Genomic DNA, 12,549 nt, shown 5'->3' with positions numbered 1-12,549 from the left:
GTCGGGCCCGGCAGGCGCCCACATATCCCACTACTGCTGCCCCATGAGGCCCACGAGATTCACCTGCTCCGCCACTTGTGTGCCCGGTCGTGTAGCGGGCGCACGCGTTGGGACCAACCGCGCCTCTGTCCGCTTGGCTCCGAACGGCCACAAGGCAACGTCGGCATGGCCCGTATCCTCCCGGTATGCCCGCGGAGCTCCCCTGCCCTTACTGCAACGCGCCGGAACTCAGTCGCGGCGCGTTCGGCCTGGAAAACGACCTCTGCCTGCTGAGCAGCAAACCCAGCGAGACAGGTGCCCTGGAGAGTGCGGGCGTCATCGTCTCGAAAGCGCACCGCCCGACCGTGTTTGACCTCACGCCTCAGAAGTGGGCGGCCACGCAGGACCTGCTCCTCCAAGCCAGGGTGCACCTGGACGCCACGCTCGCCCTGGACGGGTACAACGCCGGATGGAACGTGGGTAAAGTCGGCGGTCAGCACGTCATGCACGCGCACTTCCATGTGATACCGCGGTTCCAGGACGAGCCTCTGGCGGGGTAAGAAATCCGGAGTCACCTCAAAGCGATCCGGAACCGCCGCCCACATGAACCACCTATGGTGGTCCGTTCTGCAACACTGGCTGCATGACCACCCCAGCCCCCCACGCCGAGCACGTCCACCCCCGCGTCCAGTCGCAGTAATGATGTCGGGCCGTGCACAGGATGCTGAATCTTGTTCAGATTGCCGCAGGGCTCTGATGCCCCACACACCGTTCCGGCTCGTGCCCCAGGTGGGGCTTCTGCCGATTCGGCTGGGCATGCATCTCAAGGACGTGAACGAGGGGCTCGCGACCGCGCCGACGAGCATCGTCTCGCTCGGGGCGAGCATCAAGTGGGTCGAGTACGGTGATCTTGCTGCCGTGGATGTCGACGAGCACGACCTCGTGTTCGGCATAACCTGCACCCTCCTCGGAGCGAAAACCGTCCATCTGGGGGGCGTGCCGATCATCGCGGATGGATCCTGGCTCCCGGCGGCCGCGCCACTCATCCGGTCGTTGGGACCGTATCAGCTCTACGATGGGCTGATGTTGTTCGGTGAGTTGGGCCTCGTGTTTCCCGACCGAATGGACAACGCGGATACCAGTGGTCAATTCATCAGCGTCACGTCTCCCTTCTGCGACTAGGCCACCGCGCTGATGTTCCTGCAGCCGTGATCATCGGGCACGATCAGGCCGCCGACGGGCGGAAGGACCTGGCGACCTCAAACGTCGTCTCGACCTCCCGAAAGGTTTACGGGCGGACGAGCACATGGAACGAGTCCACCAACCGGAACACTGCCTCACCAATCTGGACGTCCCCGTGGGGCATGAGGGGGCGGCGCTCCGGTGCCGTCCACTCGTCCCCCGCGTGGCCGCTCAGCAGGTAGAGGCCGTTCCACGCCCCCGCCGGTCGTCGGGGGAGGGCCTGCTCATCCAGCGTCCGCCACGTGCTCGCGGCTGCGTCAATGAGGGCCTCGGCGGTGCCGCCCAGGTGTAGCTCCGTATTCCTCGTCGTACCCCGGCAGACGGTACGCGTCCATGAACGCTGAGGGTGTCGCGTCGCCGTCCTCGGTGTACGGCGTCGTGAAGAGGGCCGCAACCGTCTCCGGCGCGTCGGTGCGCAGCGCCCAGAGGGTCACGACGTCGGGTTGATACAGGCTCATGGGACCACGGTAGACCACTCGTGCTCCCTGGGCAGACGCACGTGCCCGGAAAGCTCTCCCTCCAGCGCCGCTCAGCAAGTGAGCACGCGCGCCGTTGCGCTGAGTTCCTGCTCGCGACCTGCGGGCATTCCCATCCATGCCGCTCCCACCGCTCAAAAAGTCTTGCGCAGAAGACCCTGGACGGGGACTGCGACCCGCCCCCCTTGACACGTGAGCGCCTGCGCACACACCGTCACCGCTCGGGCAGGCACGCTCCACCCGCCGCCCCCAGACAGGCAGTGAATCCCGATCCGCAAAGAGCCGCTCATGTCCACCCGTCTCATCCTCCTCAGTGGCACCGTTCACGGCGACAGCCTCACCCACACCCTGCAACTCCTGCACGCCGAGGGCCGCACCGGGCACCTGCACGTCCACACCCCCACCGGGCCCGGGACCTTGCACCTCCACGCGGGCCGCCTGACCCACGCCGCGTACGCCGGACAGGTGGGCGAAGCGGCCCTCCCCGCCCTCTTTCAGCTCCCGCCCGGCACCTTCGAGGTGTTCGCCGATCCCCCCATGACCCCGGTGACCATCACCCGCCCCCTCACGCAGGTGCTGCTCACCGCCGCCGTCGCCCTGGACCACCAGGCGGCTGAGCAGGCGCCGCACGTGGCTGCCTCACCCAACAGCGTGAGTGACGCGGAGCTCGAAGCGGACCTGCTCGGCCGGGCCACGCCCCTGCGGCCCACGCCCGAGTGGGTGCCCGCCCTGATCGCCGACCTGCAGGACCTCACCCTCGGCGCCGACGCCTGGCGCGTCCTGACCGCCGTGGACGGCCAGCGCGACATCACCGCGATTGCCGCGCACGTCGCCCTGCCGCTGGAGCAGGTCCCCAACGTCCTGGCGGAGCACGCGGCGCGCGGGCACCTCACGTACCTGCCGCCCCTGCTGCCCGCCGCGTTCTGGACGGACGTCCGTGCGGCCGCCACGAAGGTCCTCGGGCCCGCCTGCCTCTTCCTGCTGCGTGACGCCGCCTCGCAGGTCGGCGCGGCACCGGAGCAGATTCCCACCGCGAGTGGCCGCGCGTTCCTGGATGCCCTTGAGCGTCTGGCCAGCCCTGCCCGCCGCGCAGCCCTGCACGCCCAGCTCTCACCCCTGCGCGCCACATACGCCCTCTGAGGTCCCCCATGACGACTGCCAGCCCCACCCTCTCCACCCTTGACCCGGCGCGTCCGGCGCCGCGCCGCTCGATCGGCACGTTCCTCCTCGCCCTGACCCTCCTCCCGGCCACGGCCGTCGGCGTGACCTGGGCGGGCAGTACCCTCCTCACGCAGGCCCCACAGCACCGTGCGCTGCTGCTGCAGGGCGGCACGCAGACGGCGCAGGCATTCAGTGACCGCATCCTCGACCTGGGCGAGCAGAGCGGCCAGGACCTCACCAGCCCCGAACTGCGTGCCGGCGTGCAGGTCCGCGCCGAGGACCTCCTGCGCGCCGGGACGCTGCCCGTCACGGACGTTGCCGTCACCGACCGCACCGGCCAGGTGGTCGTCGCCTACGACCGCTCCTCAGGTGCGGGAACAGGCGCGGCGGAGGAGAACATCGTGACCCGCTGGCAGGCGAAGACCGGCACCCTCGCCCCCGACGTCCAGGCCCTCGCCCGCGCCGCGCTGAAGGCGGACCGGCCCCTGACCCGCACCCTGCCCGGGCGCGGCGTGACCCTGACCGCCACCCCCATCACCGGCGGGGCGGGCGTGACGGTCCTCGCGCTGGACGAGGCGGTCATCCAGCGCGGCGTCCGGGCGAGCCTGGTGCAGTCGATCGTGCTGCTGGGGGTGGTCCTACTCGCCGCGACGGTGGCGGCCAGTCTGGTCGCCCGGCGCCTCATCACCCGCATTCAGCAGCTGACCCAGGCCGCGCAGGCCGTGAGTGAAGGCGAACTCGACACGCCCATCCCCATCACCGGCCGGGACGAGCTGACGACCCTCAGCGAGAGCGTCGCTCGCCTCGCCGAGAGCAGCCGCATCGCCCTCAGCCGCCTGTAAGGCCATAAGAGAACCAGCGGACCTCAAGCCCTCCACCTTCACCCCTCATTTCCCTTCAGGAGTTCCACCATGCGTAAATTCTTGACTCTGGCCCTCGCCCTGTCCGTCACCGCGTCCGCCGCGAGCCTCGCCTTCCTCGGCCCCAAGGGCACCTACAGCGACCAGGCCGCCACCCAGTACGCCGCCGCGCACGACCTCACCGTCGGCACTGTCTACCCCACCATCACGGCCGTCGGGCAGGCGGTCGTCGCAGGGGAGACCCCGTACGGCCTGATCCCCAACGAGAACAGCAGCGGCGCGTTCGTCGCCGAGACGAGCGGCCTGCTGGCCAAGGGCGACCCGGGCTGGCGGATCATCGGGGAACTCACCCTGCCGATCAGCAACACCCTGCTGGTCAAGCCCGGCACGAACGCGAGTGACATCCGGACGATCATCAGCCACCCGCAGCCGTTCAAGCAGAGTGCCGGGTACCTCGCGGCGAACTACCCGAACGTGACCCGCCAGGAGGTCGCCAGCACCGCCGCCGCCGCGGAGGCGGTCTCGAAGGGGGACGGGACGAGTGCGGCGATCAGCGCGCCCGCCGCCGCGACCGTGTACGGGCTGAGCGTGCTGGCGGCGGACATCCAGGACGACAAGCACAACGCCACGAGCTTCTGGGCGGTGCAGAAGGCCGACCAGGCGTTCCCGGAGCGCCGGCCGAACCGCGTGCTGGTGATGCTGGACACGCAGCCCGGCGACGCGCGCCTGGGCACTGTGATGGGGGACCTGCGGGCGCTGGGTTTCGTGCCGCGGAACGTGCAGAGCTGGCCGCTGGGCGGACGGCTGGGCGGGTACCGGTTCGTGCTGGCGTTCGACAGCGAGCACGGCATGCCCCTGACCCGCGTGCAGGCGACACTCGCCCCGCTCGGGAAGGCGGCCATCCTGCTGGGCGCCTACCGCAAGTAAGCCAGCCACGGGGCAGGGATGACCCCCTGCCCCCCTCAATCTCTCGTCGTCTCCTTCCCTGACCGAGGTATGCCCATGAAGAACCTGCTGCTGACCGCCCTGCTGACCCTGACCGCCACCGCGTCCGCCCAGTCCACGTACCGCATCCTGGCGCCCGCCACAACCGGCGGCGGGTACGACACCCTCGCCCGCAACCTCGCCAAAACCCTCGACGTGACCAGACTCGCCCCGAACGCCGCCGTGTACAACGTGCCCGGCGAAGGCGGGGTGGTGGGCCTGCGCGAGTTCGTGAAAATGAGGGGTGACGAGCACCAGCTGGTGGTGTTCGGCCTGACGACCATCGCGGCCATGCAGACCAGCAAGGACGGCAGCGTGAGCCTGCGGGACCTGACGCCCGTGGCGCGCCTCGTGAACGACTACGAGGTCCTGATCGTCCCCGCCAGCAGCCCGTACAGGACGCTGGGGGACCTGACGGCGGCGTTCAAGAGCAACCCGAACCTGCGCGTCGGCGGGGCGAGCGTGGCCAGCGCCGGGCACCTGTTCACCGGGAACGTGCTCCAGGCGAGCGGGGGGAACGTGCGGACCCTGAAGTGGGTGCCGAGCAGCGGGAACCTCCAGGGCATCAAGGCCATGCTGGCCGGGGAGCTGGACGTCGTGTCGAGCAGTTACGGCGTGGCGGAGGACGACATCAAGGCGGGCCGCGTGCGGGCGCTGGCGCTCAGCGCGCCCGAGCGCATCCCGGGGATCAACGTACCGACCGCGCGGGAGCAGGGCGTGGACGCGGAACTCGTGAACTGGCGGGGCGTGTTCGCGCCGGCGGGGCTGGACGCGGCGGGGCGGGCGTCGCTGAACAGCGTGGTGGGGCGCCTGGCGCGCAGTAAGGAGTGGCGGACACTGCTGGTGCAGGAGAAGCAGAACAGCTTCTACCAGCCGGGGGTGTCGTTCGCGTACTTCCTGGACCGGGAGGAGTTGCGCATCAAGGCGCTGCTGCGTGACCTCGGCTTGACCAAATAGCACCCAGTCACGGAAGGGGGCCGTCCAGAGGGGCGGCCCTTTCTCGAGTGGTGTGTACCGAGTGTGTTTCTCAGGTCGCCGAGATTTGGTAACGCAGAAGGGCGGTTCTGGCGCAGGTGGACGTCTCTACGTTTGCTTCGCAGGACTTGCCCTGACGAGACACGCCTGCCCCGCTACCATGAACCATGGAGACCGACGACCGATCTGTCAAAGGGCTGAATCTGCTGTACCAGCTGCGTGAGCGGAGTGCTCAGTCCAGAGGTGGCGAGGCAGCCGCCACTGATCTCGAATCGGTTCTTCAGATCAGCCCTGCGGAACTGAGGGACCTCATCTTGTTTCTGACGCAGTTGGGGTATATCGAGAAGTCGCCCCAATCGATGTACGGACAGACGTTGTACCGCCTGACGCCGACGGGCATGCGTGAACTCATTCAAGGGCAGCAGCACGGTGGCAAATTGATCTCCCCATCTGGGCCTGCCGTTCATTTTCAGCAGACGGTTCATGGCACGGCCAACACACAGGTGGGCTCCTTCAACACCATGAATGTGACGCTGCAGAGCGGTACCACGCCGGACGACCTCCTCAAACTACTGGCGGATCTCCAGGCGGCCGTGGCCACCTTACCCTCGGACGAGCAGGAAGAAGCGCAGGATACTTTGAAACGTGCCGAGCAGGCCGTCAAGGAAGGCGCGTTTGACAAGCTCAAGCGCTACAGTGGTGTGCTGTTAGATCTGGGTACGAAGAGCGTCGAGTTCGGCACAAAAGCGCATGCTTTTCTTAAATTGATTGGCGCGGTATAAAATCGACTTAGATGGTCGAGCAGCTATCGCGCCGAGTCCCTGCGAGCGAACAGCAGGTCGGCGTCGTTATTAGAGTGGTCGCCTTTAGAGTCGGCGCTCTATGAAGAGTTTTGTATTTTAAGCATTCCGCCGCGCGACGCCTTAATATTGGCCTGCGAGTTATCCGTACGCTATTGACGCATTGTAGTAATTAAAGGCGTTATTCGTCCGTAAAAGGAATGTACTTGACTGATGAATATCGATTATGGCTGCCAACGCGTGCTCATCTACGTGGCGAACCCAGAGCTTGCTGGTATCATTCACAATGATGTCGAAACCACTATCTGCTTTCCGCCAGCCAATTTTCCTGGAGTTGATTTATTTACTCTGGGTCTGGGTATGAGGAATCGGGCACAAGCTAAAAGACTTGCCGAGATATTACATGTATGGAGTAAATCGGCGGACCAGGGCGAAGGGATATTTCTAGCTATCCTGAGAAATAAAAAGGGTTTCCATCGCTTGCAGTTAGGGCCAGATCTCCAAGTACTTCAAGACCGTCTCACCAACACTTACACGTCGAAGTTCATAAAATCCATGGGATTTGGAACTTTCCCCTCTAAAGGTTTCGATGATATAGACGGGGGGCCCAGCCGTAACTTCCCCATCTTTTTGGAGCGCTGGACCGGTCAGCCTATTCGACTGACGATGTTCGTCGCCGCCTACCCTTACCCGGTGGAGGTGCCAGGAACTCGAATTGACAATGTGCCGCTACATGTCTTTGACACTGAGAAAAACACGTATATGCCAGGTGAGGACGCGGCGACTCCGGATGGCCCGGAGGAGTTAGACCACTCTGCGGATATAGTGTCGAGTCGCCGATCGTTTGCCCTTAGGCGGTACTTCCCAGTCACGATGACTCGCTTGGCGAGCAACCCTGAATTCATAGTCCTTTCCCAACACCTGCAAGCCGAGGGTTTTAGCCACTGGCAAATCCTTCAGGGCGCCTGCAACCTCACCTTACGCGGAAGATTCCAGGATCATTCAGAAGCACGCTCGGCTCTCAATGAACGAGATCATGCGAGCGTGATCCAAGCCTTAGAAAGGCACCCAGAATCAGTTACGCAACCGCTCCCAAAATTGACACTCATCAAACTGCGCAATCAGATTCTCGGAGATGTGCGTGATTTTCACCAAAACGTCACGAGGGATAAGGGATTGTCATCCGCGCAGATTCAGGCATGGCTTCAGTCCAGCGAATTCCGTGATGCTGACCTTCATTCGCCGCCCATGGTCGACTGGAGTTTCAGGTGAAACGCGCCACCACTTCCGAGCAGCTGCTCAGCGCCCTCGCCGACCGCGCCCCATCCGTACAGGTCCAACATCTTGAGAAATTAGAGCAGCACGTTCAAGGCAACGCCAACTCGATCGTAGGCGATCACGGCACCTTGAACGTCTTCCAGGTGTCGAATGCTGATGCCGCCAAAGTGCTCTCGCAGTACTTGAACCTGCAGGCCCCCACGGCTCGCCCAGACGCAGATCCATCTCACGACCTCCCTCCACCTGAACCGGACCTCCTCAGCCGCGAGGCGCTGGAAGATCAACTGATCAGCACGTTGCAGCGGGGGCAGACGACGGTGGTGACCGGCGTTCCCGGAAGCGGGAAGTCCACGTTCCTTCAGCAGGTGGCCCGGCGCACAGGCGGCCTCTACATCCAACTGGGCGGCAAAAGTACGGCCAGAGCGCTCCGAGCCTTCCTCAGGCGGCTTGATCCTGCGGTAGTCCCACCAACCGATCCCGAGGCACTGATGGACGCCATCGACGCCGCGCTTGAGCAGCGTCAGGAGCTGATTTTCATTGATCAGGCGACCGACCATCCAGACCTGCTCCGGGCTCTGATGGAACTCCAGCACGTCAACGGCATCGCTGTCAGCGCCAGCCACTTGCCTGTCGGCCGCTCCCGGAACGTCGGTACATTCACGCTCCCGCCGTTTTCAGACGAAGAACTCAACCAGTGGTTGAACGCGAAGAGCATCTCGCTCCCCCCTGGGGAACTCATCCGTCTCAGTGAGGCGTCCCAGGGCAACCCCCTGTACCTCCGTGCTTATCAAGCTTTGCAGGCCAAGACGATTCCTCAAGACCTCGAAGCTCTGGAGGAACAGCTGTGGCAACAAGCCAGTGTGACCCCTGGTCTCGAACACGCCCTTGCGTTCACAGCCCTCGCCTACGGTCCCGTGCGCGTCACTGATCTGAGGAATTTACTCGCGGCCCACACTCAAACCGCACCTGCCGTACAAGACGTCCTCAAGTTCATCTCCGAGAGCCGAGGCCTCCTCACCACCAGGGAGGGGGTCGTCACCGTCTTCCACTCGCATTTCGCCGCGTACGTCGAGCGGTTCTTGCGCCAACATGATCTGTCAGAGCCCTATCACCAGCTCCTGGCGGAGCAGGCGCGCCAGAGCGGGGCCACGGTGGCCCTGGCCTACCACCTGCACCAGGCGCACGATCCCGCCCTCCATGAGGTGACCCTCCAAGCGAGTTTCGAGGCGTTCCGAACGGGTGACTGGCCATTCGCTCTGGAACTGGCCACCATGGCCGAGCAAGACTCCGTGCAGAGCGGTGATCTGGAGCAAGCTGCGCGCTCGGCCCTGCTGCAGGCGAATATCCTCCAAGTGACGCGGGCCAATGGCAGCATGGAAGCCGCGCAGCGTGCCGCTCAGGCCTTCCGCGAGATGGAGGACACGGAGGGCGAGCTTGCAGCCGAGGTGTTCCAACACGTCCTGAGGGTTGGTACACCCGACAACCAGCAGGGGCTGCAGGGCCTTGAAGGCATCCGTCAGAACCTGGGTGACCAGTTGGAGCGCTCGCGATCTTTCGCGGCGATGTTGGACGTGAATCTCAGCTTCGCGTACATCCACTCAGGTGAATTCGAACTGGGACGAGAGGCGGCGCAACGTGCAGCCGAGGGGTTTGGCGCACTTCACGAATCAAGTGGCGAATTTACTGCCTGGCAGAACTTCACGTTGTGTGCGGCTCAACTGAATGACCTGGACGTCGCAGAAGACAAAGCGCAATACCTTCTTCAGGAAGCGCAGCGCACCGGGCACCCCCGGTGGATTCTGGCAGCCCGAAACACCCTGACCATGATCTACCGGAAGCGCGATCTGCCGGAAGAAGCGGAGCAGCATGCGAGGGATGCCATTCGGCAGGCACAGCGTTTAGGCAGCGCGCATTTGCAGGCCATGAACCTCGCGAACCTCGGCAACGCACTGCTGGACCAGGGGAACGTTGAAGGCGCTGAACGGGCCTATCAGGAGGGTCTCGCCCTGCTCCAGCCAGGAGCCCCATCAACATTGGGCCAGGAAGCGCACCTGGAAGAGTTGATCTGCCGACTGCGGATGGATGCAGAACAGTGGCAGGATGCCCGACAGCTGGCTGAGGCCGCAATCGCCAAGCAGCGCCAGGTGGGTGAACTCCTCCGTATCTCGACGCTGTCCGAAAAACTCAGCAAGATCTACGCTCAGGGTGGGGATTTCGCGCAGTCTGCCACGTGCGCAGAGGACAGTGCCCAGTACCGCCCCGATGTATACACCGAAGAAAGTGTGAACCTGTGGGCGCAAGCGGCAGCGGGATGGGCCGAGGTGGGGGACTTGGACCGGTCCTTGAACGCCGTGATCCAGGCCGTCAGCTTAGTCCACTCCGAACATGCCACCGCCTTCCAGGGGCAAAAAACATGGGAGGAACTGTTCCCACTTCTCCTCCAGCATGATGAGGATGGATTTTTCGTGATGCTTCTGGTTCGCTGTGTCAACCGTTGGGCGACACGCCTTGGACGCGCAGACATCCGGCGACAGCTCATCATCCAGACGCGGGATGCGAGTGTCCGCGGGCATCAGCGAGCAGCCAGTGCCCTGGCCTTCCTGATTGCGGAAGGAGACTGGTCATCTGACGAGTTGAACGCTCTGGCCCAAGATATTCAAAGGATCTGGTCCCATGTCTCGTTCCATGATCGAGACGATGGAAGCGGTGTGTGGACGATCGGTGTCAGCAGCGATCCGGGTTTCATCCTGCAACTCGACGTGTTCAGTGAATCGCCAGCGACACGGGCTGCAGGCATGTCCCTCGCGGTTCTGGCTGCCAGTCAGGCCAGCGCTTTTTCTGCCGTCATGGCCGACGTCACTCTCGCCACCCATGTGAAGGACACCTTGTACCTGATAATTAGCGAAGCCGATCAGGGAGCCTATTTCCCTTCGATCAAACTGAAGCGCGCGCTAGAGAAGCAAAAAACGGCGGCCATCGTCAATCCTGAACTTGGGGCGATGTTGTCCTTGAGCAACACCTGGATGGAAGGGCATTCAGCCGGCGTGACCCGCTACGGAAGGTCGTACGTCGCGCTGATCATCGACTTCTGTCAGGCGCTCTGGGCCAGGTGGAATGTTCCGGAAGAGCAGTGGGAACGTGCCACCCGGACGCTGGCAGAACATTATCTACCCTGATAACCAGTCCTGAAGGCCGATGGTGGTGAGGTTACCCCTGTGGCAGCATGAAACCCTCCTTCGTCACGCGCGTTGCCCTCTCGAGCATGAGCGATCGTTGGCGCCAGGGGGTAGGCGTACACGACAGCATGTTCATTCCTCCGACGTCCCATCCCGAATCCAGCACCACCGCGCATGGAGAGCGAGCCTGACGCGCTAGCTGGACGAGTCACCGTGTGACCTGGTGCGGCACAGCCACGAGCAGCCTCAGCGGCGAGTGAGGTTCGTCACGCCCTGCAGTACCCAGGTCATGGTCGCACTCGTGGGCCACGTCACGTCGCTGTGGTTCTCCGGGAAAGCGGCACTGAAGATGCCGGCACGGCTGCCGTCAGGGCGGGTGTTGTCGGTACCATCAAACAGGGCCAAGTCACTCGAGTGGACATCCAGGTTGTACCGGACGTTGCCGAACACCACGTTCTGCAGGTCGCTGGCATCCCCGCCGAGCGCGCTGCTGCGGGTCCGGCACACCCGTTCGAAATCCAGCAGGTCCCCCAAGCCGGCCTGGCGGAAGTCCCCCTCATTATCGGTCTGCCAGTACGCGCACACCCCGTCCAGATCGACCTGAATCTCGATGGGCAAGGCTGGGGACAGGGCGGTCAGGAGGTGGCTCCACACGGTGCCGTGGGAGTGGCCCACCACGATCAGCCGCGACGGATTGCGCACGCCCTGCATATCCCGGCGCACGATGGTCTGTAGGTCGCTGACCAGTGACAGGTACCCGCGGTGCGTGGCGAGGACACCTGAACTCGTGTTGGTGCGGTCGTTCAGGCTGGCGGCGTAGCCCATCGCCCGGGCCGTCCAGCCATTTTTCTCCACGGCCCGCACCACCGCCGCCAGCGTCTGCCGCTGCTCCAGGTAGTTGAAATTGTTGGCGGTGTTCAAGGGCGTCAGGCTGGACGGCACCAGATTCCAGCACCACTGATCGGCGGCGTCCTTCAAGCACTTCCCCGAGAGGCCGATCACATAAAAGTCCGGGCTGGAGGCCGGCCGGAGGGGCAACTGTGGGGCGGGATCCGGCGTGGGCGTGGACGGCGTGGAGGCAGGTGCGCCGCACGCGGCCAGCAGCAGGGGGAGGACAACGGGGACAAAGCGCTTCACGGCGTCATTGTCAGGTGACGCGCTGCCGGGCTCCGGTCGAAGTGAAGAAGCCCCCAGTGGGGGAAGGGCGTAAGCGGGCTTTGAGTGGCGGGCTGCTCACGAGTCAACGCTGGACCCTCCGGCTGACCGAGCGTGGGTAAAGGGCCACGAGCGGCGGCAGGTTCGTGTACGCAGGATTCCACCCGCCATCTGTGCAGGCGTCGGATCGTGGCCGAGCCTTACGGTGTGCGCCCAGGTTGACCCCGTAGCGTGCCGGCGGGGCACAGCCGCTCGCCCCTCCCACCGACAGGCGCGTTTTTCACCCTGCCCCACGGCAGTCTGGTGCACCTGGACCTGGTGACGCGGGCCTGGACGCCGCAGTGGCTGCGGGTTTCGGATGAGCGGGACATGGTGCCCTACCGCGCCCTTCAGGCGGACTTAGAGCCTGAGGACAGAACGGAAGCACGATGATGCGTCGTGGCAGACTTGACCTATGCCCCGT

The 12,549-nt window shown here is 64.4% G+C and carries 11 protein-coding genes; 9 read left to right on the top strand and 2 right to left on the bottom strand.

What is annotated here, in order from left to right; genetic code table 11:
* Window positions 1-185 precede the first annotated feature (185 nt).
* Both IEY63_RS20170 and IEY63_RS20165 read left to right on the top strand, forming a co-directional pair.
* A complete protein-coding gene (locus IEY63_RS20170; protein ID WP_189070799.1) occupies window positions 186-539 on the top strand; it encodes an HIT family protein in 354 nt (117 codons plus the stop codon).
* A 196-nt stretch (window positions 540-735) separates the two neighbouring features.
* Complete coding sequence (locus IEY63_RS20165) at window positions 736-1,161, top strand: hypothetical protein (RefSeq protein ID WP_189070798.1); 426 nt, start codon at window positions 736-738, stop codon at window positions 1,159-1,161.
* Between the two features lie 317 nt (window positions 1,162-1,478).
* Here the strand turns inward: IEY63_RS20165 and IEY63_RS20160 are convergent, their stop codons facing one another.
* Entirely contained in the window at window positions 1,479-1,679 is a 201-nt protein-coding gene (locus tag IEY63_RS20160; protein ID WP_189070797.1) for a hypothetical protein, read from the bottom strand.
* A gap of 306 nt (window positions 1,680-1,985) precedes the next feature.
* Here IEY63_RS20160 and IEY63_RS20155 point away from each other — a divergent pair, with 306 nt between their 5' ends.
* The 7 genes from IEY63_RS20155 to IEY63_RS20125 all read left to right on the top strand — a co-directional run bounded on the left by IEY63_RS20155 (window position 1,986) and on the right by IEY63_RS20125 (window position 10,931).
* On the top strand, window positions 1,986-2,837 hold the full coding sequence (locus tag IEY63_RS20155; protein ID WP_189070796.1) for a DUF4388 domain-containing protein: 852 nt from the start codon (window positions 1,986-1,988) through the stop codon (window positions 2,835-2,837).
* An 8-nt stretch (window positions 2,838-2,845) separates the two neighbouring features.
* Window positions 2,846-3,700: a HAMP domain-containing protein gene (locus tag IEY63_RS20150; protein WP_189070795.1), complete on the top strand. Its 855-nt coding sequence runs from the start codon at window positions 2,846-2,848 to the stop codon at window positions 3,698-3,700.
* 69 nt (window positions 3,701-3,769) lie between these two features.
* Window positions 3,770-4,645: a prephenate dehydratase domain-containing protein gene (locus tag IEY63_RS20145; protein WP_189070794.1), complete on the top strand. Its 876-nt coding sequence runs from the start codon at window positions 3,770-3,772 to the stop codon at window positions 4,643-4,645.
* 75 nt (window positions 4,646-4,720) lie between these two features.
* Window positions 4,721-5,659, top strand: a complete 939-nt coding sequence (locus IEY63_RS20140) for a tripartite tricarboxylate transporter substrate binding protein (protein WP_189070793.1) — start codon at window positions 4,721-4,723, stop codon at window positions 5,657-5,659.
* 185 nt (window positions 5,660-5,844) lie between these two features.
* Window positions 5,845-6,459, top strand: coding sequence for a hypothetical protein (locus IEY63_RS20135; RefSeq protein WP_189070792.1), 615 nt, complete (start codon window positions 5,845-5,847; stop codon window positions 6,457-6,459).
* Window positions 6,460-6,690: 231 nt separating this feature from the next.
* Window positions 6,691-7,749, top strand: a complete 1,059-nt coding sequence (locus IEY63_RS20130) for a hypothetical protein (protein ID WP_189070791.1) — start codon at window positions 6,691-6,693, stop codon at window positions 7,747-7,749.
* Complete coding sequence (locus tag IEY63_RS20125; RefSeq protein WP_189070790.1) at window positions 7,746-10,931, top strand: AAA family ATPase; 3,186 nt, start codon at window positions 7,746-7,748, stop codon at window positions 10,929-10,931. Before IEY63_RS20130 ends, IEY63_RS20125 begins: the two co-directional genes overlap by 4 nt.
* A gap of 246 nt (window positions 10,932-11,177) precedes the next feature.
* On the opposite strand, the gene IEY63_RS20120 is transcribed toward IEY63_RS20125, so the two are convergent.
* Window positions 11,178-12,068 (bottom strand): YdgH/BhsA/McbA family protein, encoded by an 891-nt coding sequence (locus IEY63_RS20120; RefSeq protein ID WP_189070789.1) that lies wholly within the window; start codon window positions 12,066-12,068, stop codon window positions 11,178-11,180.
* Between the last annotated feature and the right edge of the window lie 481 nt (window positions 12,069-12,549).

Origin of the sequence: Deinococcus radiotolerans, assembly GCF_014647435.1 — a bacterium.
In the GTDB taxonomy this organism is placed as follows: domain Bacteria; phylum Deinococcota; class Deinococci; order Deinococcales; family Deinococcaceae; genus Deinococcus; species Deinococcus radiotolerans.
The sequence above is the reverse complement of the archived record's forward strand: the minus strand, read 5'-3'. Positions and strand labels throughout refer to the sequence as shown.